The sequence below is a fragment of the Vibrio sp. Makdt genome (assembly GCF_027587015.1).
GTDB classification, from domain to species: domain Bacteria; phylum Pseudomonadota; class Gammaproteobacteria; order Enterobacterales; family Vibrionaceae; genus Vibrio; species Vibrio chagasii_B.
In genome coordinates this window covers 33,217-57,566 of sequence record NZ_JAPPTH010000013.1, presented here as the reverse complement: position 1 = coordinate 57,566, position 24,350 = coordinate 33,217, and the positions used below count along the sequence as shown (strand labels likewise).

Annotated in this window: 22 protein-coding genes and 1 riboswitch; of the genes, 12 read left to right on the top strand and 10 right to left on the bottom strand. The window is 46.5% G+C overall.

Annotated elements, in window-relative coordinates; translation table 11 throughout:
* Nucleotides 1-80: 80 nt before the first annotated feature.
* Together OH460_RS16620 and greB are read right to left on the bottom strand one after the other, a co-directional pair.
* Entirely contained in the window at nucleotides 81-2,411 is a 2,331-nt protein-coding gene (locus OH460_RS16620; protein WP_269998774.1) for a Tex family protein, read from the bottom strand.
* Nucleotides 2,412-3,074: 663 nt separating this feature from the next.
* Nucleotides 3,075-3,557, bottom strand: coding sequence for a transcription elongation factor GreB (gene greB / locus OH460_RS16615; protein ID WP_269998772.1), 483 nt, complete (start codon nucleotides 3,555-3,557; stop codon nucleotides 3,075-3,077).
* Nucleotides 3,558-3,735: 178 nt separating this feature from the next.
* On the opposite strand from greB, the gene ompR reads away from it, so the two are divergent.
* The gene (gene ompR, locus OH460_RS16610) at nucleotides 3,736-4,455 is read left to right on the top strand and encodes an osmolarity response regulator transcription factor OmpR (protein ID WP_008218409.1); all 720 of its coding nucleotides are present in this window, start codon (nucleotides 3,736-3,738) and stop codon (nucleotides 4,453-4,455) included.
* 166 nt (nucleotides 4,456-4,621) lie between these two features.
* Nucleotides 4,622-5,917 (top strand): two-component system sensor histidine kinase EnvZ, encoded by a 1,296-nt coding sequence (gene envZ, locus OH460_RS16605; protein WP_105057739.1) that lies wholly within the window; start codon nucleotides 4,622-4,624, stop codon nucleotides 5,915-5,917.
* A 360-nt stretch (nucleotides 5,918-6,277) separates the two neighbouring features.
* Here the strand turns inward: envZ and recG are convergent, their stop codons facing one another.
* From recG to gmk, 4 genes are all read right to left on the bottom strand, one after another.
* The gene (gene recG, locus OH460_RS16600) at nucleotides 6,278-8,356 is read right to left on the bottom strand and encodes an ATP-dependent DNA helicase RecG (protein ID WP_269998766.1); all 2,079 of its coding nucleotides are present in this window, start codon (nucleotides 8,354-8,356) and stop codon (nucleotides 6,278-6,280) included.
* 593 nt (nucleotides 8,357-8,949) lie between these two features.
* Nucleotides 8,950-11,076, bottom strand: a complete 2,127-nt coding sequence (gene spoT / locus OH460_RS16595; RefSeq protein WP_019826453.1) for a bifunctional GTP diphosphokinase/guanosine-3',5'-bis pyrophosphate 3'-pyrophosphohydrolase — start codon at nucleotides 11,074-11,076, stop codon at nucleotides 8,950-8,952.
* 39 nt (nucleotides 11,077-11,115) lie between these two features.
* Nucleotides 11,116-11,388, bottom strand: coding sequence for a DNA-directed RNA polymerase subunit omega (gene rpoZ, locus OH460_RS16590; RefSeq protein WP_009848003.1), 273 nt, complete (start codon nucleotides 11,386-11,388; stop codon nucleotides 11,116-11,118).
* Between the two features lie 119 nt (nucleotides 11,389-11,507).
* Nucleotides 11,508-12,131, bottom strand: coding sequence for a guanylate kinase (gene gmk, locus OH460_RS16585; RefSeq protein ID WP_269998757.1), 624 nt, complete (start codon nucleotides 12,129-12,131; stop codon nucleotides 11,508-11,510).
* Nucleotides 12,132-12,432: 301 nt separating this feature from the next.
* Nucleotides 12,433-12,532: riboswitch (purine riboswitch) on the top strand.
* 58 nt (nucleotides 12,533-12,590) lie between these two features.
* Here gmk and OH460_RS16580 point away from each other — a divergent pair.
* From OH460_RS16580 to OH460_RS16570, 3 genes are all read left to right on the top strand, one after another.
* Nucleotides 12,591-13,961, top strand: a complete 1,371-nt coding sequence (locus OH460_RS16580; RefSeq protein WP_239916901.1) for an NCS2 family permease — start codon at nucleotides 12,591-12,593, stop codon at nucleotides 13,959-13,961.
* 185 nt (nucleotides 13,962-14,146) lie between these two features.
* Nucleotides 14,147-14,572: a phosphate-starvation-inducible protein PsiE gene (locus OH460_RS16575; protein ID WP_008224461.1), complete on the top strand. Its 426-nt coding sequence runs from the start codon at nucleotides 14,147-14,149 to the stop codon at nucleotides 14,570-14,572.
* A 213-nt stretch (nucleotides 14,573-14,785) separates the two neighbouring features.
* Nucleotides 14,786-15,418 (top strand): alternative oxidase, encoded by a 633-nt coding sequence (locus OH460_RS16570; protein WP_186171440.1) that lies wholly within the window; start codon nucleotides 14,786-14,788, stop codon nucleotides 15,416-15,418.
* 79 nt (nucleotides 15,419-15,497) lie between these two features.
* Here the strand turns inward: OH460_RS16570 and OH460_RS16565 are convergent, their stop codons facing one another.
* Nucleotides 15,498-16,364 (bottom strand): YicC/YloC family endoribonuclease, encoded by an 867-nt coding sequence (locus OH460_RS16565; protein ID WP_061033127.1) that lies wholly within the window; start codon nucleotides 16,362-16,364, stop codon nucleotides 15,498-15,500.
* A gap of 248 nt (nucleotides 16,365-16,612) precedes the next feature.
* On the opposite strand from OH460_RS16565, the gene rph reads away from it, so the two are divergent.
* Complete coding sequence (rph, locus tag OH460_RS16560) at nucleotides 16,613-17,329, top strand: ribonuclease PH (RefSeq protein ID WP_105057741.1); 717 nt, start codon at nucleotides 16,613-16,615, stop codon at nucleotides 17,327-17,329.
* 105 nt (nucleotides 17,330-17,434) lie between these two features.
* Nucleotides 17,435-18,076 carry an orotate phosphoribosyltransferase gene (pyrE, locus tag OH460_RS16555; RefSeq protein ID WP_269998749.1) on the top strand — a complete coding sequence of 214 codons (642 nt, stop codon included), beginning with the start codon at nucleotides 17,435-17,437 and terminating at the stop codon, nucleotides 18,074-18,076.
* A gap of 87 nt (nucleotides 18,077-18,163) precedes the next feature.
* On the opposite strand, the gene lpxL is transcribed toward pyrE, so the two are convergent.
* From lpxL to coaBC, 3 genes are all read right to left on the bottom strand, one after another.
* Nucleotides 18,164-19,147 carry an LpxL/LpxP family Kdo(2)-lipid IV(A) lauroyl/palmitoleoyl acyltransferase gene (gene lpxL / locus OH460_RS16550; protein ID WP_269998917.1) on the bottom strand — a complete coding sequence of 328 codons (984 nt, stop codon included), beginning with the start codon at nucleotides 19,145-19,147 and terminating at the stop codon, nucleotides 18,164-18,166.
* A 17-nt stretch (nucleotides 19,148-19,164) separates the two neighbouring features.
* Entirely contained in the window at nucleotides 19,165-19,755 is a 591-nt protein-coding gene (slmA, locus tag OH460_RS16545) for a nucleoid occlusion factor SlmA (protein WP_004741428.1), read from the bottom strand.
* A gap of 169 nt (nucleotides 19,756-19,924) precedes the next feature.
* Nucleotides 19,925-21,172, bottom strand: a complete 1,248-nt coding sequence (gene coaBC, locus OH460_RS16540; RefSeq protein ID WP_269998747.1) for a bifunctional phosphopantothenoylcysteine decarboxylase/phosphopantothenate--cysteine ligase CoaBC — start codon at nucleotides 21,170-21,172, stop codon at nucleotides 19,925-19,927.
* 225 nt (nucleotides 21,173-21,397) lie between these two features.
* Here coaBC and radC point away from each other — a divergent pair, with 225 nt between their 5' ends.
* The 5 genes from radC (at nucleotide 21,398) to mutM (ending at nucleotide 24,327) form a co-directional block, all read left to right on the top strand.
* A complete protein-coding gene (gene radC, locus OH460_RS16535; RefSeq protein WP_269998745.1) occupies nucleotides 21,398-22,072 on the top strand; it encodes a RadC family protein in 675 nt (224 codons plus the stop codon).
* A 291-nt stretch (nucleotides 22,073-22,363) separates the two neighbouring features.
* Complete coding sequence (gene rpmB / locus OH460_RS16530; protein ID WP_004728407.1) at nucleotides 22,364-22,600, top strand: 50S ribosomal protein L28; 237 nt, start codon at nucleotides 22,364-22,366, stop codon at nucleotides 22,598-22,600.
* Between the two features lie 13 nt (nucleotides 22,601-22,613).
* Nucleotides 22,614-22,781: a 50S ribosomal protein L33 gene (gene rpmG / locus OH460_RS16525; RefSeq protein ID WP_002535344.1), complete on the top strand. Its 168-nt coding sequence runs from the start codon at nucleotides 22,614-22,616 to the stop codon at nucleotides 22,779-22,781.
* Nucleotides 22,782-22,983: 202 nt separating this feature from the next.
* Nucleotides 22,984-23,514, top strand: a complete 531-nt coding sequence (locus tag OH460_RS16520; RefSeq protein WP_269998744.1) for a hypothetical protein — start codon at nucleotides 22,984-22,986, stop codon at nucleotides 23,512-23,514.
* A 3-nt stretch (nucleotides 23,515-23,517) separates the two neighbouring features.
* Nucleotides 23,518-24,327, top strand: coding sequence for a bifunctional DNA-formamidopyrimidine glycosylase/DNA-(apurinic or apyrimidinic site) lyase (gene mutM / locus OH460_RS16515; protein WP_269998742.1), 810 nt, complete (start codon nucleotides 23,518-23,520; stop codon nucleotides 24,325-24,327).
* Nucleotides 24,328-24,350 lie beyond the last annotated feature (23 nt).

Genomic DNA, 24,350 nt, shown 5'->3' with positions numbered 1-24,350 from the left:
CATAATAAAAAAACCTGCATACCCTAAGGGATGCAGGTTTTCTGTTTTAAGCACACCAGCTTTTTAGATGAGCTAACGGATTATTTTTTCGCTTTAGCAAAAGCAGCGGCAAATGCACCACCCATCGCGGCATTTTGTTGTGGCTCTTCACGACGGCGTTGACCACCTTGCGAGTTTTGATTCGAGCGGTTTTGTGTGCGAGGTGCACTTGAACGTTGAGCACGGTTGTCTTGTCCAGGCTCGTCCTTCATACGCATGCTTAGTGCAATACGTTTACGCTGAACATCCACTTCCATCACCTTCACTTTCACGATGTCACCGGCTTTAACCACTTCACGTGGGTCAGAGACAAAGCGATCGGTGAGCGCTGAAATGTGCACTAGACCATCTTGGTGAACACCAATATCCACGAAGGCACCAAAGTTGGCCACGTTCGACACCACGCCTTCTAGAATCATGCCTGGTTCTAGATCTGAAACGCTGTTTACGCCATCAGCGAAGGTTGCAGTCTTGAACTCTGGGCGAGGGTCACGGCCGGGCTTATCCAGTTCTTTGATGATGTCAGTCACCGTAGGTACACCAAAGTTTTCATTGGTGTAATCAATAGCATGCAGGCCGCGTAGGAAGTCTGTGTTACCTACCAAAGACTTGATGTCTTTCTGGTTTTTTTCAGCGATGTTCTTCACCACTGGGTAAGCTTCTGGGTGCACCGATGATGCATCTAGCGGGTTCTTGCCGTCCATGATACGCAGGAAGCCAGCACACTGTTCAAAGGCTTTTGGTCCCAAACGAGCGACTTTTTTCAGTGTCGTACGCGCTTCGAAGCGACCATTTTCATCACGGTAGTCGACGATGTTCTGAGCGATAGCGCTAGAAAGGCCCGCTACGCGAGTTAGCAGCGCAGCCGAAGCGGTATTCACATCAACACCCACCGCGTTTACACAGTCTTCGACAATCGCATCTAGGCGCTTAGCAAGCATGGTTTGGCTTACATCGTGTTGGTATTGGCCCACACCGATCGATTTAGGGTCAATCTTCACAAGCTCAGCTAGAGGATCTTGTAGACGACGCGCGATAGACACAGCACCGCGCAGTGATACGTCCATATTCGGGAACTCTTTCGCTGCTAATTCAGATGCTGAGTACACCGATGCACCGGCTTCGCTAACGATGATCTTTTGCGCTTTGAGGTTGCCACGTTTAATCACATCAGCCACAAAGCTATCGGTTTCGCGTGAAGCGGTACCGTTACCAATCGCAATAAGGTCAACGTTAAACTGACGAACCATTTGCTCAACAATGTGAGCTGATTTGTCGTATTGCTTTTGTGGTGGGTGAGGGTAAATGGTTTCTGTCGCGAGAACCTTACCTGTTGAATCAACAACCGCGATTTTCGAACCGGTACGTAAGCCTGGATCTAGGCCTAGCGTTGCACGAGGGCCAGCAGGAGCAGCCATCAGTAGGTCTTTTAGGTTGGTGGCGAATACTTCAATCGCTTCGATCTCTGCACGCTCTTTCATCGCGCCCATGAGTTCGGTTTCCATGTGCATAGAAACCTTAATACGCCATGCCCAGCTGATTACTTGCTTACGCCATGCATCTGCAGGTGCACTGCTAAGAGTAATACCGTAGTGATCAGAGATGATGTTTTCACAGTAAGAACCACGAGCGCCTTCTTCTTGCTCTGGGTCTGCATTCATAGCCAATGTTAAGAAGCCTTCATTGCGGCCACGTAACATCGCAAGTGCGCGGTGAGACGGCACTTTGCTGAGAGCTTCGTTGTGCTCGAAGTAGTCTTTGAACTTCTCGCCTTCTTGCTCTTTACCTGCTACCACACGAGCGACTAGTTCTGAGTTGCGTGTTAGATGTTGGCGAATCTTTTCTAGCAGATTTGCGTCTTCCGCAATACGTTCCATGATGATCGCACGAGCGCCATCGAGAGCGGCTTTGGTATCGGCAATGCCTTTATCGTTGCTGATGAAGTTCGCCGCTTCCGTTTCTGGATCGTGCTGTGGTTCATTCCACAGTGTGTCGGCAAGTGGTTCTAAACCCGCTTCAATCGCGATCTGGCCTTTAGTGCGGCGCTTTGGTTTGTAAGGTAGGTATAAATCTTCTAGACGAGTCTTGCTGTCGGCTTGAGTGATATCACGCTCGAGTTCTGGCGTGAGTTTACCTTGGTCTTGAATCGACTTAAGAATTGTTTGGCGACGATCATCAAGTTCACGAAGGTAAGAAAGGCGACTATCAAGGTTACGTAATTGGGTATCGTCTAAGCCTCCCGTAACCTCTTTACGGTAGCGGGCAATAAAGGGAACGGTATTACCGTCGTCAATTAGGGTTACTGCAGCGGTGACTTGCTCAGAACGAACATTCAGTTCTTCAGCGATCAGTCGACAGATAGCTTGGCTCATCCGATGAATCTCTTATTTAATATCGTGACAAATACATGGGGGTGAGCGTACGCTTTTTCTAGCTTTGACTGTGTAATTATCCTGTCAGAAGTCGAATTTCCGTTTGTGATACCCGCTTTGTGCGAGATCTCTTACAAGTGATGTGAGACTAAGTCACTTTAAACCGATGAAATAGTCTTGATATAACCCTAAGCTGCTGATTTTATTTGATTGTGTGTTTGTGGGCACATTTCCCACCTGAAATGTTTTTTGGGACTATCTAGGAAACTCGCTCAATTACCGTAATATTTAACTTGTCGACAGGGAGTTGGCAGGAACAGGAAAAAGCCTAATGGACTAGGTATCTTCAGGATGAAGATTTGATTACTTAGGATGAGTGGTCAGCAAGGAAGTGATAATCTCTGGATGAGATTCGCCAGTCAGGATGACAGGCTAGAATGGACACCGCTAGGATGGCGATGAACAAAAAGGAAATTGGTTAAAGGATTTAGCCACTATCAAGGAAAGATGCAGGGAGCACCTTATCTCGAAGAGATAAACAGTAGCCGGATTGCTGCGATAGAGACTTAACCCCGCTAGGCGAAAGCCTTGCGGGGTTTTCTTTTATCTGGAGTTTGGGTTTTCTAGATACTCAGCACATCGCTAAGTGACTAATAAGTAGAATTATTTGTTGTCTGCGTAGCGAATCGAGTTAATGAACCACTCTTTGTCGCCTTCCGGTGTTTTTACCGTAAACTCATCATCCACTTCTTTCGTGAGCAGAGCTCTAGCCATTGGTGAGTCGATAGAGATATAGCCTTTGGCATCGCCGTAGATCTCTTCTGGACCTACAATTCGAAACTTCTTAATTTCCCCATCATCATTCTCGATTTCGACCCAAGCACCGAAAAATACCTTACCTTCTTGTTGTGGCGAGTAATCAACGATCGTGACATCCGGTAAGAACTTTCTTAAGAAACGTACTCGGCGATCGATCTGGCGAAGTAAACGCTTATTAAAGGTGTAATCTGCGTTTTCTGAGCGATCTCCAAGGCTTGCAGCCCAAGTGACTATCTTAGTAATTTCAGGGCGTTTCTCGTGCCATAAGTGGTCATGTTCGGCTTTGAGTTTGTTATAACCTTCTCGGGTGATAAGTTTGGTTTTCATAAATCTGACTTAATGAAATGATGATCTAAGATAGAATATATAGAAAGGCAACATGCGTTAACAATTATTTAGGCGACTTTTTCTCCAATAATGTTACATTTTTAATGTCTTATACCAATATACAATTTACCAAGAATGCTTAGCCTTAGGTTTAAGCTTTAATAGGTGGAACCATTACATGCAAGAAAACTACAAAATTTTAGTGGTCGATGACGATGCTCGTTTACGTGCTTTGTTAGAGCGCTATCTGTCAGAGCAGGGCTTTCAAGTGCGTAGCGTGGCAAACAGTGAGCAGATGGACCGCCTGTTAACCCGTGAAAATTTTCACTTGATGGTATTGGATTTAATGTTGCCGGGTGAAGATGGTCTATCGATCTGTCGTCGTCTAAGAAATGCAAACAACTCGCTACCAATCCTGATGCTTACTGCAAAGGGTGATGAAGTGGACCGTATTGTTGGTTTGGAAGTGGGTGCTGATGACTACCTACCAAAACCATTTAACCCACGTGAATTGCTTGCTCGTATCAAAGCAGTATTACGTCGCCAAGTGATTGAAGCACCAGGCGCACCAAGCACAGAAGAGTCTGTGGTTGAGTTTGGTGAGTTCCGCTTGAACTTAGGTACCCGCGAAATGTTCCGTGGCGAAGAGCCAATGCCGCTTACTTCGGGCGAATTTGCAGTGCTTAAGTCACTAGTTACCAATGCTCGTGAGCCAATGTCTCGCGATAAGTTGATGAATATGGCTCGTGGCCGTGAGTACTCAGCAATGGAGCGCTCTATCGATGTTCAGATTTCACGTCTGCGTCGTCTAGTGGAAGAAGACCCAAGCAAGCCTCGATACATCCAAACGGTGTGGGGCTTAGGTTATGTCTTTGTTCCTGATGGTAAGGCTGTGTAAGTCAGCTTAGTAAGCTCTACAGCAGCTTTATTGATTCTGTGATTCAGAATTCTCTATTTACGGGCCATCTCATTGATATGTGATGGCCCGTTTTGTATTCAGGATAATTGTTTAGAGTTATAGTCATATAACGCTTTGTTTTTTCTCTCTACACTTTGGGTGCCCCATGCGCATACGTAGCTCCTTTACTCAGTCGATAGTGCTTTTCTTAACGCTATTGGTCGCTAGCCAAATCTTTTCTTACTACGCCGTGTTTAACTACGCTTTGATGCCGAGCTTACAGCAGTTTAATAAGATATTGGCGCACGAGTTAAACCTAGTATTGGACCAAGGCAGTGATATCGAGATCGACGCACCACTGCGCCAGCGCGTACTTGAGCAACTTGGAGTAACGGTCCACGCCAAGGACAGCGAAGCAGCGGGTGAGTATTACCACGCAGTATCGATTGACCTGATGAGTGAGGAGATGACCAAAGAATTAGGCTCTGAAACAGAAGTGCGGCTGATTTTAGGTAAAGAGAGCTATGTGTTGTGGATGGACATAGCACAACTGCCTAACTCATTGATTCGAATTCCACTATCTGAGCTACAAGAAGAAGATTTTGCACCGCTATTTCGTAATAGCTTGATCATGGCGATGTTGATTGTCGCTGGTGGTTGGTTGTTCATCCGATTGCAAAACCGCCCACTCATTGCACTTGAGAAAGCGGCGCAGGGTGTCGGTCGTGGTGATATTCCACCGCCACTGCCTGTGCAAGGTGCTCAAGAGATTCGTTCAGTAACTCGTGCCTTCAACCAAATGTCGAAAGGTATCCAAGAGTTAGAAGAAGACCGAGCTTTGTTGATGGCGGGTATCAGCCATGACTTACGCACGCCATTAACACGTATTCGTTTGGCCACCGAGATGATGTCGCCAGAAGATGCCTATTTAGCGGAAGGGATCATCAGTGATACCGAAGAGTGTAATGAGATCATTAGCCAGTTTATGGACTACTTGAAGCCTGTCGATCGTGAATCATTCCAAGCGGTGTTTGTGGATGATATTGCCCGCGAGGTATCAAGTTCTGAAGGTGGCTATGAGGTGCAGATTGAAACTGATATTCCGGATACCATGAAGCCTGCATTAGGCAATCCGATCGCGATGAAGCGTGCGGTGAGTAACTTGGTGGTGAATGCGCTGCGTTACGGTAATGGTTGGGTCAAGGTATCAACTGGCATGACAGCGGATAACAAACTGGCATGGGTAACGGTAGAAGATAATGGCCCGGGTATTCCGCAAGACCAGATCGGCAAGCTATTTGAACCTTTCACTCGAGGCGATACGGCTCGTGGTAGTGAAGGAACAGGCTTAGGTTTGGCGATCGTAAAACGAATTGTCAGCCAACACCAAGGCGCAGTGGTGGTCAATAACCGAAGTGAAGGTGGCTTAAAAGCGCAGATCAGTTTCCCTGTTAAACCTTAGTTGTCATCGGTCCGTGTGATTGCGATGAATTTGGTTCGGGGAACTATTAAGAGATCCCCGGCTCGGTCATTCCTCCCTCTCGGGGATGACGGTGTGATAAGTATTCAGGTTCATCGAGCACAAACGGTGTGCTTAACCTTGAAGCTCTTTCTTACTATGTAGAACTGACGCTAGAGAAAGGGGGTGAGTAAGACTGGTGGTAAAATCTGAGTCGGACGATACCAATCCGCAACCTTTCGTCATTCCCTATCGTGAGGAACGAAGGAGTAGGGAATCTCGCTCTTGGTTTATTAAAGTAATGCACAGAAAAAGGCTTCCTTATGGAAGCCTTTTGCGTTTTGAATGCGGTATCAGCGTTAACTAAGCCTTCGAATAAACATCGCGTTCACCCAGCCAGCGGTTGATGATCGCCTTGGCGTTGTCTGGGTAGCTATCGTGAATATGACGAGCAATACGCTGCACTTCTGGGATTAGACGTTGGTCTCGTACCAAGTCGGCAATCTTAAAGTCGGCCAAGCCGGTTTGCTTGGTGCCAAGTAGTTCGCCGGGGCCACGAATCTCTAAGTCACGCTGTGCTATCACAAAGCCATCGTTACTTTCACGCAGTACGCCTAAGCGCTTCTGAGCGGTTTTTGATAGTGGAGAATGATACAGCAGTACACAATGACTTGCGACTGATCCTCGGCCTACACGACCGCGCAATTGGTGAAGTTGAGCTAGGCCAAGACGTTCTGGGTTCTCGATGATCATTAAGCTCGAATTCGGAACATCCACACCGACTTCAATCACCGTAGTCGCAACCAATAGGTGCAGTTTGTTTTCTTTGAACTCCTGCATTACTGCCTGTTTCTCGGCAGGTTTCATTCGGCCGTGTACTAAACCAATTTTTACATCAGGTAGTTTGCGTTGCAGCTCTTCTGCAGTGTCTGCAGCAGCTTGCGCTTCCAATACTTCGGATTCATCAATTAGCGTACACACCCAATAGGCCTGCTTGCCTTCATTGAGGCACGCATTACGCACCCGTTCGACAATATCATCACGTTTAGTATCAGGGATCGCTACGGTTTGAATCGGTGTTCGTCCCGGAGGTAGCTCATCAATGATTGAGGTTTCGAGATCGGCATAGGCTGTCATGGCGAGCGTTCGCGGAATCGGTGTTGCGGTCATCACCAACTGATGTGGGTAATAGCCCTGCTTAGCGCCTTTCTCACGCAGCTCTAATCGCTGGTGGACACCAAATCGGTGTTGCTCATCAATGATGACTAACCCAAGGTTTTTGAACTCGACATGTTCTTGGAATAGGGCATGAGTACCGACCACCATTTGCGCTTCGCCACTGGCAATGCGCGCCAGTTCAGTCTCTCGAGCCTTACCTTTTAGTTTGCCTGCCAACCAACCGACTTGAATCCCCATGGCTTCAAACCAGTTGGCGAAATTGATTGCGTGCTGCTCAGCCAATAGTTCCGTTGGTGCCATCAGTGCTACTTGCTGGCCATGTTCCAGTGCGCGAACAGCCGCTAGTGCTGCAACCAAGGTTTTACCTGAACCTACATCGCCTTGTACTAAGCGCATCATTGGGTGTGGCTTTTCTAAGTCAGTTTCAATCTCTCGGGTTACGCGTGCTTGAGCATTGGTTGGCGAGAATGGCAGCTGAGCCAGTAGCTTATCTTTGAGGGTATTCACTGGAGGAAGCGGCATCGCTTTGTCTTGCTGTCCTTTACTGCGGACCGACAGCATCGATAGGTTTTGAGCCAGTAGCTCTTCCATAATCAAGCGCAGCTGTGCTGGGTGTTTACCTTCATCAAACAACTCTAGGTCGATACCCGGAGGCGGTCTGTGAATGGTATGCAGTGCTTGTGCTAGGGTAATTTGATGATCGTATAAGCCAGACGGTAGCAGCTCATTGACGGCTGCTTTGTCGATCAGTTCTAACGCTTGGTCGGTCAGGTTACGCAGCGTGACTTGTCTCAGTCCTTCAGTGGTTGGGTACACTGGAGTCAGGTTTGCTTCCACGTCTGGTTGCTGTCTTGGAGCAAAGAATTTGTAATCGGGATGGACGATCTCAAGCCCCATATTGCCACGCTTGATTTCACCGTAAGCATGGACTTGCTTGCCCTCGGCAAAGTTGTTCTTCATACCTGCAGTGAAGTTGAAAAAGCGCAGTGTAATGGTGCCATTACCGTCGCTGATCTTTACCGCCAACATCTTACGTTTACCGAAAATGGTATCGACACTCATCACCTTGCCTTGAACTGCGGCCCAGATTCCGGCGTGCAGTTTGATGATCGGATAGATACGCGTTCTATCTTCATAGCGCAAAGGCAGATGAAACAGCAGGTCTTGCACATTGTTAAGCCCAACCTTTTCCAGTTTCTCTGCGACTTTAGCGCCGACTCCAGATAAAGAGTTGAGAGGGATAGCAGATAAAAGCTGTGACATAACAAGGCTCATAAACGTAAGAGTGATGATCTATTCAAGCATTTTACTGGATTTTTGTACAGGATAAAGCTTAGAAGCAGATGCGGGATGCGGGTAAACGAGATTCGAAGAGATAAGAGCAGATACGGGATGCGGGTAAATGAGATACGAAAGGATAAGAGCAGATATGGGATGCGAGTAAGCGAGATGCGAAAAGGTAAGAACAGATATGGGATGCGGGTAAACGAGATGCGAAAGGGTAAGAGCAGATATGGGATGCGAGTATGCGGGATTCGGAAGGATAAGAGCAGTTATGGGATTCGAGTAAACGGGATACGAAAAGACTAAGAGCGAGTACGGGGTGTATGTAAATGGGATATGAGAGGAATAGGGCGCTATAAAAAACTAAAGCAGACTCGAAATACGAAAAGTTGAGTGGTGAAAAGCTTTTGCTCTTCGCATCTCGAGACTCGTATCTCTCATCTGCCTTATCGCTTTATCTATCGATATTCAAAAAACTAAATCAGATGTGGAGCCAAGATAGTGAGTCACGAAGTCTTTTGCTCTTCGCATCTCGCCATCTCGCCATCTCGAATCCCTCATCTTTACTTTGATTAGTTCTTACGGCGTCTTACTTTGAGTGCGTGTGGCATCACACGTAGCTTCTTCATAATGCTCGCAAGGTGAACACGATCTTTGGTGGTCAGCAAGATTGTCACGGTGTACAAGCGTCCATCACGTTCTTCGGTTGAAATACCGTGAATGTTTGAGCCTGTTTTCGAGATAACGTTAGTTAACTCAGCCAGTGCACCTTGGTGGTTCTGCAGATCAACCTGAAGTTCAGCTGTGAACTCTTGGTCGTAATCGTCAGACCATTCCACCGCCATGTACTTGTCTGGTTCTTTTTGGTAACCACGAACGTTTGGACACGTTTCACGGTGAACCACAAGACCACGACCTGGAGAGACATGGGCAATGATGTGATCATCTGGAATCGGGTGACAACAGTTGGCGAACGTTAGCAGTAGACCTTCAGCACCACGGATTGGAAGTTTCTTCCTAGGCGTGTCGCTGTTGTTTTCTACTTCAGTCAGTTCGTCAGCATCACCTAGTAGGCGACGAGCAATCACGATACTCATCAGCTCACCAAGACCAATTGACGCTAGCAAGTCTTCAATGCTGTCGAGACGAAGATCAGACAATACATGTTCAACGTTCTCTTGGCCGATATCACCAATCGAGTGTTCACCAAGTGCGTGGTTCAGTAGGCGACGACCAAGGGTAATCGACTCTTCACGGCGCATAGTCTTCAGAACCTGACGGATCTTAGTACGCGCACGTGATGTCACCACGTAGTTGAGCCATGCTGCATTCGGACGTGCGCCCGGAGCACTGATGATCTCAATCGTTTGACCGTTCTTCAGCGATTTGCTGAGTGGGTAAGGGTTCATGTCTACACGAGCACCTACACACATGTTGCCGACATCGGTATGTACCGCATAAGCAAAATCGACCGCTGTTGCGCCAGCAGGAAGTTCGACAATGCGACCCTTCGGCGTGAACACGAAGATCTCATCTGGGAACAGATCAGACTTAACGTTTTCAATGAATTCGAATGAGTTACCCGCGCTTTGTTGTAGCTCAAGTAAGCTCTGCATCCAACGTTGTGCTTTAACCTGTGCGGTTGTGCCATTACTGCTGCGTGAGCCATTGCCTTTGTAAGACCAGTGCGCCGCGACACCTTTGTCTGCCATTTGATCCATATCTTCAGTACGGATCTGAACCTCAACGGGCACCCCGTGAGGGCCGATCATTGATGTGTGCAGAGATTGGTAGCCGTTGGCTTTTGGTACCGCGATGTAATCTTTCATGCGGCCTGGGCGAGGCTTGTACAGGCTATGGGCCTGACCAAGTACGCGATAACAAGTATCTGGGGTATCAACCACCACGCGGAAAGCGTAGATGTCCATAATGGTGTGGAAACGCTGCTCTTTAGTTTTCATCTTGTTATAGATGGAGAACAGGTTCTTTTCACGACCAAGTACGCGAGCAGGTAAACCAACTTCTTCAAGGCGGCCTTCAATTTCGCTATGGATACGTTGAATCATCTCCTTACGGTTACCACGCGCAGCTTTCACTACGTTTTTCAGTACGCGATAACGGTTAGGGTAGAGGGCTTCGAAGCCCAGCTCTTCTAGTTCGGTCTTGATGTTATGAATACCAAGACGGTGAGCTAGTGGAGAATAGATTTCTAGGGTTTCACGAGCAATACGACGCTTTTTGTCAGGGCGAAGTGCCCCAAGCGTACGCATGTTGTGAGTACGGTCAGCTAATTTGATCAAGATAACGCGGATGTCTTGCACCATGGCGAGAACCATCTTACGGAAGTTCTCTGCTTGCGCTTCTTTGCGATCACGAAATTTAAGCTTATCCAGCTTAGATACACCATCTACCAATTCAGCAACGGTATTGCCAAATTTTTCCTCTAGATCTTCTTTAGTGACATCACAGTCTTCAATCACATCATGAAGTAGAGCAGCTTGTAGGGTTTCGATATCCAGACGCATTTCTGCCAGGATTCTTGAAACAGCTACAGGGTGGATAATGTATGGTTCACCGCTTGAGCGGGTTTGCCCTTCATGGGCGTCTCTCGCTACCACATAAGATTGACGCAGAGCCTCAATTTGAGGCTCTGTTAGGTATTCTTGGGCAACGTCTTTGAGGCTATCGAATAGATACAAATTAAAGGCCCGGAAGGTTAATTAGTTCGAATGACGTTCTTATCGAGTGTGAGCGATGCTGCTTACTGCTGCAAGTTCAGCCGCTTCTTGCTCTTGTTGCTCTTGACGTTCACGAGCATCTAGTACGTCTTTAGTGATAAGACCTTCTTCGATTTCGCGAAGAGCGATAACCGTTGGCTTATCGTTTTCTTCAGGCACTAGTGAATCTTTACCGCCAGTTTGCATTTGACGTGCGCGGCGAGCCGCAATAAGAACTAGGTCGAAACGGTTGCCAACTTTTTCAACAGCGTCTTGAACAGTTACGCGTGCCATGAGGACTCCAAATAGTAATTAACTAATAAATTTTTGATGACGAGAAAGTATACAAGTTTAACTAGAGACTTTCTAGATCACCGTATACTTATCTCAATGGAAAATCTAGCCTTGCTAGCTTATTCCGCCAGTAGAGCAGTAAGCATGCCGCTGTATTTAGCTGCTTGCTTATCTTCTTTTAAGCGTTCCGCACGAATGATAGCTCTGAAGTCCATTAGGGCTGCATCAAAGTCATCATTCACGATCACGTAGTCATACTCATTATAATGAGAGATTTCTGACTTCGCTTCGCTCATGCGTTTCGCAATAACTTCGTCGCTGTCTTGACCACGAACGTTTAGACGACGCTCTAGCTCACCATTTGATGGTGGAAGAATGAATACACTCTTCGCTTGAGGCATTTGTTCACGGATCTGACGAGCACCTTGCCAGTCGATATCTAGGAATACATCGATACCGCGGTCTAGGTTTTCTTCAATCCAAACGCGTGAAGTACCGTAGTAGTTGCCGAATACTTCAGCGTACTCTAGGAACTCACCTTTATTGATCAGGTCTTCGAAGTGGTGCTTCTCTACGAAGTGGTAGTGAACACCATTTTCTTCACCAGGGCGCATACCGCGAGTGGTGTGTGAAACAGATACCTTCATTGCGTAGGTTGGATTGGTTTCTAGCATTGCTGAGATCAAGCTCGACTTACCTGCGCCACTAGGTGCAGATACGATGTAAAGAGTACCTTTGCCCATCTGTATATTTCCACTGTTGGTTGGATTGAGTGAAGGCGATAAACCTACACTATAAAAGATAGCACTGACCTTAATTACGTTCCGGTAATTGCGCGTATATAGCGGCAACTGGTGAAAATTAGGTCAGAAAAATGGAGGCGAAGAGTAGCATATTTAGATGATTGAGAACAACTGGCTTGATCGTTATTTATTAGCGAATGATCTTCTCGACGATCTTTGTAGAAATGTAATGACTCGTCATCGGTACTTTTTTATGTGATCTGAACAAAATTTGTTGAAGTTTTAATCTCAATCCTTACAATCCGCGCAAACGATTAAATGCTGTATATGTTTGATGAAATGGGTCAAATGTTTCTACTACCGAGCCTATCTTGGTGACTACAGTTTTTAGTGTAGAGACCTCTCTATTCTCACAGCATTTGAATCCCCAAATTCTTAATTTATTGCAAAGGTTTTGTTGTGAGTACCGATTCCACCCTGAAAGCCCAGAACACCTCTGGTTCGCTTGATTCAATGTTTAAAATCACTGAAAGAAAGACCACGATCGGCACTGAGCTGTACGCAGGTTTCATTACTTTCTTAGCAATGAGCTACATTCTGGCGGTTAACCCAGCGATTTTGGGTGGTATCCCGGGTATGGATAAAGGTGCGGTATTTACTGCAACGGCTTTGGCTGCGGCTATCTCGACGTTAATTATGGGCATCTGGGGTAATTACCCTGTGATGCTAGCACCGGGCATGAGCATGAATGGCTTTTTCAAAGGCCTGTTATTGAGTGGTTCTGTTGCCGTGCTTTGGAATGAAGCGCTATTTGGTATCTTCCTTTCTGGTATTTTGTACCTTGCGTTCTCTCTGACCAATATTCGTAAATCGATGATTGAATCGATCCCTGAGGACTTAAAGTTGGCGATTACGGTATCGCTCGGTTTGTTCATCGCGTTCTTAGGCCTTAAGAATGCGGGCATCATCGTTTCTAATCCGTTTGTATTGGTTGGCTTAGGGGATATCTCAGACCCACAAGTGATCATCGCTTACATCAGTATTTTTATTGCGCTTGGCTGTATGGTTCGTGATATCAAGCTAGCGACATTTATCTCATTCGTATCAGCGATTGCACTGACAATCCTAGCTGACGTGTTCATGGGGACATCAAATGCGCCAATCCCAGAGCAGCTAGTGGCGATGCCACCGAGTATGGCAGGTAGCTTCGGCGCTATCTTCGACTTCTCTGCGTTTACTGCTGAGAAAATGTTCGACCTATTGTTCATCGTACTTATCTTCCTGATTGTTGATTTTTTTGATGGCTTGAGCACGATTGTTGGTGTTGGCCGTGATGCAGGTATTATCGATAAAGACGGTAAGGTGCCAAATGCGAAGTCTGCTCTAGTGGCAGATGCGGGTGGTACGGTGATTGGTTCGATTCTTGGTACCACATCGATTACTGCTTTCTCTGAGTCGGGCATTGCCTCTTCTCAAGGTGCAAAAACGGGCTTAGCGGCCGTGATGGTTGCGGGCTTGTTCCTAATCTCGCTATTCCTATACCCAATCTTTTCTATTTTCTCGGCAGCTATGGTTGCGCCAGCGATGGTTGTAGTAGGCATCTACATGGTGGGTCGCCTTGGTCAGATCAACTGGGAGAAGAAAGAGTCACGCATCGCAGCCTTCTTCACCATCATGTTTACGGTACTAAGCTTCTCACCTGCAAACGGCATGGCGATGGGCTTTATCAGCTACGCATTCACTATGGTTGTTGCGGGTAAGGGTAAAGAAGTTCACCCGTTAATCTATGGCCTGTGTGTGGTGTTCCTAACCTACCTGATTCTGCTTTAAGGTTAATCTGCCGAGTTAAGCTGAGACAAAGAATGAATAAATGGCTCTGCAGTGAATGTGGGGCTATTTTTGTATCTGCTTCAACAAAAGGTGTGCCATTGATGGTGTTCTCCGATAGAGAAGGAGCGACTTATATTGAGGCATGCTATTGTAGAGATTGGATTAATTATTTTTGAAGAGTGACTATGCCTTCTCATTTACCCAAATCTTTCAGTAAGCCTTTCTTAAAGGTTTTCCATATTCTTGAAGCGGTGCTGCTGGTGGCGATTACCCTTGCAACACTGTTTGCGATGCTTGAGGAGTTCATGCACGTCTTCACAGAGCGCAGAGTACAACTGACCGATATTCTGCTGATGTTCATCTATCTCGAAGTGTTGGCCATGGTTCAGCAGTTTGTGATGAACGGTAAGATCCCTGTGCGTTATCCAATCTACATCGCGATGATGGCGATCGCTCGTTACATTACTCTGGGAATGAAGGAACTCGATGCGGTTCTGATTGTTTGGCTATCTTTAGCAGCATTTATTCTAGCGGCCGCAACCTTGCTGATTCGAGTTGGTCATCACTACTGGCCGTATGTGGACCTTCGAACCAAGCAGCCGGACGAGTAAAACCGTCGATTTATAAGTTATTTAAGAGCCCAGCCATGTTGCTGGGTTTTTTATTATCTCTTGAGTGTCAAAAAGACATTTTGGTGTCTTTTTGTTGTTTGCTCCTGTTGTGTCTTAATGACTCTTTTGTTTGGTTTTACCTTGATATATAAAGCTTTGTGTTCTGGCATGAATGTTGATTGGTTAGTATTAGACTCATATAAGGAACACGCTATGCATTTTGAAAGCACTCATTATAAACCTGAAATATTCTCCGAAAAGGTTGCGCTTCTTGTTACTCGACTTCTCAAAAAAACGCTTAACCTGTTTTATGGAAAACATTTAGCCAAACGTGCGATGTTGTTGGAAACTATTGCGGCTGTACCAGGCATGGTCGCAGGGGTGTTTAACCATCTTAAAGCACTACGTCGTATGAAAGATGACGGCGGCTGGATCAAAGAGCTATTGGATGAAGCAGACAATGAACGGATGCATTTGATGATTTTCCTGACCGTTACCAAGCCGTCCATTATAGAACGCATCTTAGTGATGTTACTGCAGTTTGTCTTTCTCATCATCTACGGTGTTATCTACCTAGTTTCATCTAAAACTGCGCATCGGATTGTCGGTTACTTTGAAGAGGAAGCTTGCAACAGCTATTCAGAGTACATATCCAAAATTGAAGAGGGGGCTCTGCCCAACCACCCTGCGCCAGAAATCGCGATTACCTACTATCGCTTGCCTGAGGGCGCAACATTCTTAGATGTGCTTTTCCGTATCAGAGAGGATGAAGCCAAGCATCGCGACAAGAATCACGACATTGCCAATCTCTACAAAACGAAAGACTTACCTGAGCATCAATGTTGATGGTCCTTTATTACTAAAATAAAGAAAAGCCCCTGCATCTTTCGATGCAGAGGCTTACTTGTATTAGCTCTGCGTTGGCTTATTCAATATTCTGAATTTGCTCACGCATTTGTTCGATAAGAACCTTTAGCTCTACGCCTGATGCTGTGATGTCAGTGCTGATAGACTTAGACGCTAGCGTGTTTGATTCACGGTTGAACTCTTGCATCATGAAGTCCAGTTTACGGCCACATGCGCCGCCTTTTTTCAATACTGCATTGGCTTCTTTCACGTGAGAGTCTAGGCGGTCTAGCTCTTCGGCTACGTCGGACTTCTGTGCGAGTAGGATTAGCTCTTGCTCAACGCGAGAACCTTCAAGCTCAATTTTCGCTTCTTCAAATTTGTTAAGCAGTCTCTCACGTTGCCATTCTAGGATCTCAGGCATGCGTGCACGTACTTTTACTACTTCTTCAGTGATTGCGTCTAAGCGCTGTACGATTAGCGCCTTCATGTTCTCACCTTCACGAGCACGAGCATCAATGAACTCTGCAATCGCATCGTTGAACGCTGCTAGCAGGTCTTTGTTGATCGCATCCATGTCTTGCTCAGGCGTTTCCATCACACCAGGCCAGTTCATGACTTGGAATGGGTTCAGACGGCTTTCTTCACCTGTCATGGTCATCACTTGGTTCGCCGCATTGATCACTTGCTGCGCTAAACCTTCGTTGATGCTTAGCTCGCCTTTTGCTGCTGGGTTAGCTTCAAAGCGTAGGTTACATTCTACTTTGCCGCGCGCTAGGCGCTTACGGAAACGCTCACGTAGGATTGGCTCTAAACCACGGAACTGTTCAGGCATACGGAAGTAAGTTTCTAGGTAGCGTTGGTTTACACTACGGATTTCCCATACTGCGCTGCCCCAATCGCCTTTTACTTCTTTGCGTGCGTACGCGGTCATACTATAAATCATCGAATTTTCCTGTCTTTTATCATTCTGAAAATAACGCGCACGCATAGTATCACGTTACGGGTGACAGCCGAAGCTCATCACTTTCACTAAGGAATCGCTTTTCTTGAACAGCGTCTTCGAATGGTAAATAGCTTTGCACAGTAAACTGCTATATAATCTCGCCCCAATCAAATATGTCTCACCCCTTTCTTAGGTGATGCACGCTTTCGATAGTAAATCACTTCAGACTGTTAATAAGGTAGATACCAATGCGTCCAAATGACCGCGCTGTAGATCAAATTCGTCCAATTAAAATTACTCGTAACTACACAGCTTATGCTGAGGGTTCTGTATTAGTTGAGTTCGGCAACACAAAAGTTCTATGTAATGCGACGGTAGAAGAAAACGTACCGCGTTGGTTGAAAGGTCAAGGAAAGGGTTGGGTAACGGCTGAATACGGCATGCTGCCACGTGCAACGCACACTCGTAACCGTCGTGAAGCGGCGAGCGGTAAGCAAGGTGGTCGTACGATGGAAATCCAACGTCTGATCGCTCGTAGCCTACGTGCTGTTGTGGATCTTAAAGCGATGGGTGAAATCATGATCACGGTTGATTGTGATGTTATTCAAGCAGACGGCGGCACACGTACTGCGTCTATCTCTGGTGCAAGCGTAGCAATGGCTGACGCAATCAAGAGCCTACTAGACAGCGGTAAACTGAAAAAGAACCCAATGAAAGGCCACGTAGCGGCAGTTTCAGTGGGTATCGTTGGTGCAGAAGCACTGTGTGACCTTGAGTACGTTGAAGACTCAGCAGCCGATACCGATATGAACGTTGTAATGACGGAAGACGGTAAGATGATTGAGATTCAAGGCACCGCAGAAGGCGAACCGTTCAGCCACGAAGAGCTGATGAAGCTTTTAGCCCTGGCGAATAAGGGCATTGCCGATATCGTCGAAGCGCAGAAAGCAGCGTTGGCAGAATAGTTTTTAGATAGCTCCCAGATTGGGGGCTATTTTTTTGTCTGTAAAACCCTAAAGGGCAGTGCAGAGCGTAATTTAAGTTTTATTGAGTAAACATAGAGGATGAGCATGAAAGCATATCAACGTGAATTTATTGAATTTGCACTAGAGAAAGAAGTACTTAAGTTTGGTGAGTTTACTTTAAAGTCTGGCCGTAAGAGCCCTTACTTCTTCAATGCTGGATTGTTTAACACAGGCCGTGACCTAGCGCGCTTGGGCCGTTTTTACGCCGCAGCACTAGCGGACTCTGGTATTGAATTTGATGTACTGTTTGGCCCTGCATACAAAGGTATTCCAATCTCAACGACAACAGCAGTTGCACTGGCCGATCACCACGATGTAGACACGCCTTACTGCTTTAACCGTAAAGAAGCGAAAGACCACGGTGAAGGCGGCAACCTAGTCGGTAGCGCACTGGAAGGTCGTATCATGCTGGTGGACGACGTAATCACTGCAGGTACTGCAATTCGTGAATCGATGGAAATCATCCAAGCGAACGGTGCTGACCTAGCTGGCGTTCTTGTTGCGATTGACCGCCAAGAGAAAGGTAAAGGCGAGCTATCTGCGATTCAAGAAGTAGAACGTGACTTTGGTTGTGCGATTATCTCTATCGTGAGCCTGACTGACCTAGTAACTTTCCTTGAAGAGAAGGGCACTGACGTAGCGCACCTTGAAGCAGTGAAAGCGTACCGCGCTCAGTACGGCATCTAATACAATTTGTTATAGCTATAGAATGCAAAAGGGGCTGATGAATCATCAGCCCCTTTTCTTTTGGTTCAATTATTTATAGCGGCTACTCTACTTATAACGAATACCGCGTTCAGCTTCTGGGTCTTCCATGGTTTTGAAACGCTTGTGTAGCCACATCCACTGCTCTGGTGCGCGTAAGATAATCTTCTCAAGATAGCTATTCATGTAAGCGGCGGCCGCTTTTTCATCTTTTTGTGGATAGTTATCTTCGATGGACTCATCGGCCATGATTTCATATTTGCCGTTGTCGTTTCTAAAACCAGAGCCTGGAACAATCGCGCAGCGGCTGGTGTAAGCTAGAATACTAGTACCAGTAGTCGTACACGCATCAGGCACGGCGAAGAACGGTACAAACACTGACTTATTGCGGCCGTAATCATGATCTGGAAGGTAGAAAAGGATCTCACCCTGACGCAAGATTCGGATCATGCGCTTCACATCTTTACGGTGAATTAGGCGGTTGCCGTTTTGGGTACGACCACGGTATTGAATGAACTCATAAGCAGGGTTGTTGTGTGGGCGATACACCCCTAAGCCAGGGATACCCAGAACAGCCATCGCTCGTGCGGTGATCTCTAGGTTCAAGGCATGCACACAGCACAGAAGAACACCTTTACCATTGGCTTTGTGCGCACGCAGCATCTGAGTGTCTTTATCTACTAAGATTCGCTTAAAGCGCCACGTCGGCCAGAACCAAGTAATACCGGTTTCGATCAGTGCCATGCCCGTATTCTTAAAGTTCTCGTTCACCATAGCCGCAACTTCATCTGCTGGCTTGTCTGGGAAGGCGAGTTCTAAATTGCGAGTGGCGACTGCGACGCGTTTTTTGCCATAGCGGGCGCCTAGAGTGCCCAATGAGCGGCCTAACAGCAATAGTAGGCGGTAAGGTAGAACGTTAACAATAAGCGCCAACAACCCAAAGCCGAACCATACTCCCCAATATTTCGGGTGAAGCAGTGCCAGTGTAAAAGGCGGCTTAGTAATAACGTGTTGTGCAGTGCTGCTTGTCGGAGAAGTTTTCGTCATAACCATCACTTAAAGTTGGATTGCTACTTAATCTGAGCGCTGAGTAGTGCCCAATAAGCATCGAAGTTTTCTGTTGGTTGATACTTGAAGTCAGAACGCACAAAGCGATTTAGGCTGCCTTCAACTTGGCCGAGCAATTGTGCCGCTAAGATTTTCTCATCAACCGGGAATGATTTCCCTTCACGAAGCTTTCTTTCTCGCAGAATTTGGCGAAGTTGAGTCTCAATGCGTTCGAATAGCTGATTGATGCGGTCACGTAGGCGCTCGTTTTCAAACATTAGAGCATGGCCAGATAAAATTCGAGTCAGGCCTGGGTTACGTTCTGAGAAAACTAAGATCAGTTGCAGTACTAGGCGTATACGCTCTAGCGTGTCTTTCTCTTCATCCAGAATGCGGTTGATTCGAGACATCAAGGCTTCTTCAATAAACTCGATAAGGCCTTCAAACATGCGAGCTTTGCTAGGGAAGTGGCGGTAAAGTGCTGCTTCAGAAACGCCAACTTGCTTGGCTAATTTTACCGTCGTGATACGAGAAGCACCTTCGGTCGATTCCAACATTTGTGCGAGAGCTTGTAGGATTTCTTCACGACGGTTTGATTTTCGAGTACCAGCCATCTATTTACTTCCTTTCCTAAAGATGAGGATTGAGTGAAGAAGGATTATAAACACCATTCAATTCTGTTTCCTAGTTTTGTAAGCCCTAGGTCAACAGAATCGAGAGGTGTCAGCAGATTGTCAGCTCAAAATTGTCTATTTATCCGACAATGTTGCTCTAATCAGTGAGTTAGTGATTCTTTTCTAGCAGTTGTTGGATCTGCTCAAGGATCTGGAATCCAAGCGCACCTTTGCTATCCAATGGCAGAGATTTATCGCCATCTTTCCAATAAAGGTGCAATTCGTTACTGCTACTATTGAAGCCTTGACCTTCAACAGATACATCATTAGCGCAAATCATATCGAGGTTCTTTCGCTCTAGCTTACCGCGCGCATATTTCTCAACATCTTGGGTTTCAGCCGCAAACCCTACTGTAAATGGACGACCTTCAGTCATTGCCGCGACAGAAGCGACGATATCAGGGTTCTTCACCATGTGAATAGACATGTCATCTTTACCATCTACTTTTTTAAGTTTCTGGTCTGCAATGCTCTCTGGGCGGTAATCGGCAACCGCGGCGCAGCTGATGAAAACATCGTGTTGAGCGGCGTGAGCAGTAACGGCATCAAACATCTGTTGAGCACTATCGACATCGACGCGAGTCACTTTGTCTGGAGTAGTGAGTGACACAGGACCACTCACTAGCGTGACCGTCGCACCTTGTTTAGCTGCGGCTTCAGCTAACGCGTAGCCCATTTTTCCTGAGCTATGGTTGGTGATGTAACGCACAGGGTCAATGGCTTCACGAGTTGGCCCTGCAGTAATAAGCACTGAACGACCTGCAAGTGGCTTAGGTTGGAGGAAGTCTTCACAGCGGTGCACAAGCTGCATTGGCTCTAACATGCGGCCCATGCCTACATCACCACACGCTTGTTCGCCAGCCGCTGGCCCCCAAATCTCACAACCACGACGTTTTAGCGTCGCGATGTTCTCTTGAGTCGCAGGGTGGCTATACATTTGTTGGTTCATTGCCGGTGATACCGCAACTGGTGCATCGGTCGCTAAAACCAAAGTGGTCAGTAGGTCATTACCCATGCCTGCAGTCATGCGTGCAATAAGATCGGCAGTCGCCGGTGCTAACAATACTAAATCAGCCCATTTTGCGAGTTCGATGTGACCCATTGAAGCTTCAGCAGCAGGATCAAGCAAACTATCAGATACAGGCCTTCCTGAGACCGCCTGCATGGTCAGTGGAGTGATGAACTCCTTAGCGGCATTGGTCATAACGACCTGCACTTGTGCCCCTCGCTCAACCAAACGTCGAGTCAGCTCGGCACATTTATAAGCAGCGATACCACCACTAATACCAAGAAGAATTTTTTTCCCTGCTAGGCCTTGTTGGTCAGCGTTACTCAGTGGATTAACCTGTGTTTGCATGATTCTGTTCCTTAATTTTTCTGCAACTTACGATATCAGAACAAAGGATGAGTGCCTAGAAGCAGAACTTGAACAGACTTGACGCTCATCAAATTGGCGTTATCAAACTTATCAATTACACGATTGTGTTGATGGCTCGGCTGACTTTCTCTTTATAAAAGGATCTCTGGATACACGATAGTTACGCTGATGGGTTATGTTCATAAGCAATGGATTTGCTCTTCTATGCCGATAAATAAAATGCCTGCTGAATCGATGCCAAGAGAGAAACTACTCACCAGAGGGCCTGATTCTTTGAGTGATGCAGAGCTGCTAGCCATATTTCTTCGAACGGGCACGCAAGGAATGAACGTTCTAGAGCTGGCAGACAAGCTGCTTAAGAACTTTGGTTCGCTTAGGCACCTTTTTTCAGCAACACAAGCTGAGTTCTGTGCTCACAAGGGGATGGGGCAGGCGAAGTATGTTCAATTGCAAGCCGTACTGGAGATGACGCAGCGTTACCTTGCTGAGACCTTATCTCGAGGCGATGCACTGACCAGCCCAAGCCATACTAAGCTTTATCTCTCGAGTATGTTGCGCGACCGCCAGCGAGAAGCCTTCTATATATTGTTTCTTGATAACCAAAATAGGGTAATAAAGGATGAGGTGATGTTTGAGGGGACGATTGATGCTGCATCGGTTTATCCCAGAGAGGTCGTTAAACGGGCACTTCACCATAATGCAGCCGCCCTCATTCTGGCACATAACCACCCTTCGGGTATTGCAGAGCCAAGCCAAGCAGACAGACGAATAACTCGTCGATTGACTGATGCCTTAGCGCTGGTGGACATTCGAATTCTCGACCATTTTGTGGTCGGAGACGGCGAAGTTGTCTCTTTTGCTGAGCGCGGATGGATTTGAATCACATTTTAGGTTGTTAACTACGTTAAATCTGCTATCATTCCGCCCACATTTTTAGACCTAAAATCAGCTCTGATTACTCAAGCAAGCTGCGCTGCACAAAAAAAGATCACGAAATCCGCAAAAAGGATCTGTTCGGGTCTTGAGCAATGCGTGTCAAGTTAGTATAATGCGCGACCTTTGATAGCCTTGTATGGATTTTCCATAACGGTTTTTACCTTCTATTTTAATTGATAGAGAGGTTCGGCCACCAAGGTTGATATCGAGCTGAAACGATTGGAGAAGACATTCATGTCCCGAGTATGCCAAGTAACTGGTAAGCGTCCAGTAACGGGTAACAACCGTTCACACGCACGCAATGCTACTAAGCGCCGTTTTCTGCCGAACCTACAAACTCATCGTTTCTGGGTAGAGAGCGAAAAACGTTTTGTTAAACTACGTCTAACTGCTAAAGGCATGCGTATCATTGATAAGAAAGGCATCGATGCTGTTCTTGTTGATATCCGTGCACGTGGCGAAAACGTTTAAGAGGAATTAAGCAATGGCTAAAGGCATTCGTGAGAAAATTCGTCTAGTATCTTCTGCAGGTACTGGTCACTTCTACACAACTGATAAGAACAAGCGTAACATGCCAGGCAAATTTGAGATCAAAAAGTTTGATCCAGTAGTTCGCCAACACGTTATGTACAAAGAAGCGAAAATCAAGTAATTGATGCTTTTTTGGCTCTTCTTCAGTAGAAGAAAGAATTGAAAAACCCAGCTTAATCGCTGGGTTTTTTTATATCTAAAATTTGGTGACCTCACGTACCTTTTAGTCTTTACAAGGATCTAGCTGGTACAAATAGCAACATAGAAAGTATCGCCACTTTCACGATATACTGAAGGCTCAATAGGTTAGATGGCAGAATCAGATGAGATATCGTGGACGCAGGTGGAACAACATACTCATGTTAAGCGTGATCGCTTTTATTGGGGTGCTCAACCTTCCTACTTTGATCAAAGCGTATCTTATCGAGCCAGAACCTGAGCAACAGGTTAGTAGCCCTTATCCCTATCTGTTAAATCCTGGAGCAGAGCTTCAAGCGTTGCACTTTGCTAAGTGGTCATTGGTACTCGAAGATGGTCAGTGGGGTTATCAATTGAAAGGCTCCGCCCCAGCTCAAAGCATTAGCGCTCAAGAACGCGCTCAACGCTGGCAACAGCTTGTTGGCACCGAGATTGACTCACAAACCTATACTGACCTTGCCTCTCAGCTCAGCACTCCTCATACCATAGAAGTGTGGTATCAAGACCAAGAAGAGCCGCAACGCATTACTTATTATCAGCTGCCTGAGTTTTGGTTGTTAAAAAACTGGAATGATCAGTGGTTAGCGGTGTCTATTGAAGAGAGCTACCTGTTTCCAAGTCTTAGCCAAGACAATCCTTCAACATCGGACGATTAGATTATGCCTGAGTTACCCGAAGTCGAAGTAAGCCGCATGGGGATCTCGCCTCATTTAGTCGGCGAGACTATTAAGACACTGACCTTTCGCACACCGAAGTTGCGCTGGGATATTCCACAAGAGCTTAAAAATCTAGAAGGGCAGGTGATTCGTGCGATCTCGCGTCGTGCTAAGTACCTGTTGATTGAAACCGATGCGGGAACTGCCATCGTTCATCTTGGGATGTCAGGATCACTGCGTGTATTAGATGCCGATTTTCCGGCGGCAAAGCACGATCACGTCGATCTCAAGCTCACTAACGGTAAAGTGCTGCGCTATAACGATCCACGCCGTTTTGGTGCTTGGTTGTGGTCAGCGCCTGATGAAGTCCACTCTGTGTTGCTTGGCTCTGGTCCTGAGCCGTTAACCGACGACTTTAATGCTATCTACATCGCTGAAAAGGCAGAAAAGCGCAAAGTTGCGGTTAAGCAGTTCATAATGGACAACAAAGTGGTGGTTGGTGTCGGGAATATCTACGCTAACGAAGCCTTGTTCTCTGCAAAAATCCACCCGTTACGATTAGCAAACAAGGTGACCAAAGCCGAATGGATCTTATTAACCGATGAGATCAAGCAAGTACTCGCGACGGCTATCAAGCAAGGTGGTACTACGCTGAAAGATTTTTCTCAGGCTGATGGTAAACCAGGCTACTTCGCACAAGAGCTGCAAGTGTATGGTAAAGCAGGTGAAAAGTGCCCAAGCTGCGAAGCGCTGATTCAAGAGCTAAAAATCGGTCAGCGCAATACGTTTTATTGCGAAGAGTGCCAAGTATAGAAAATCTGAACTCGTGTTCACTT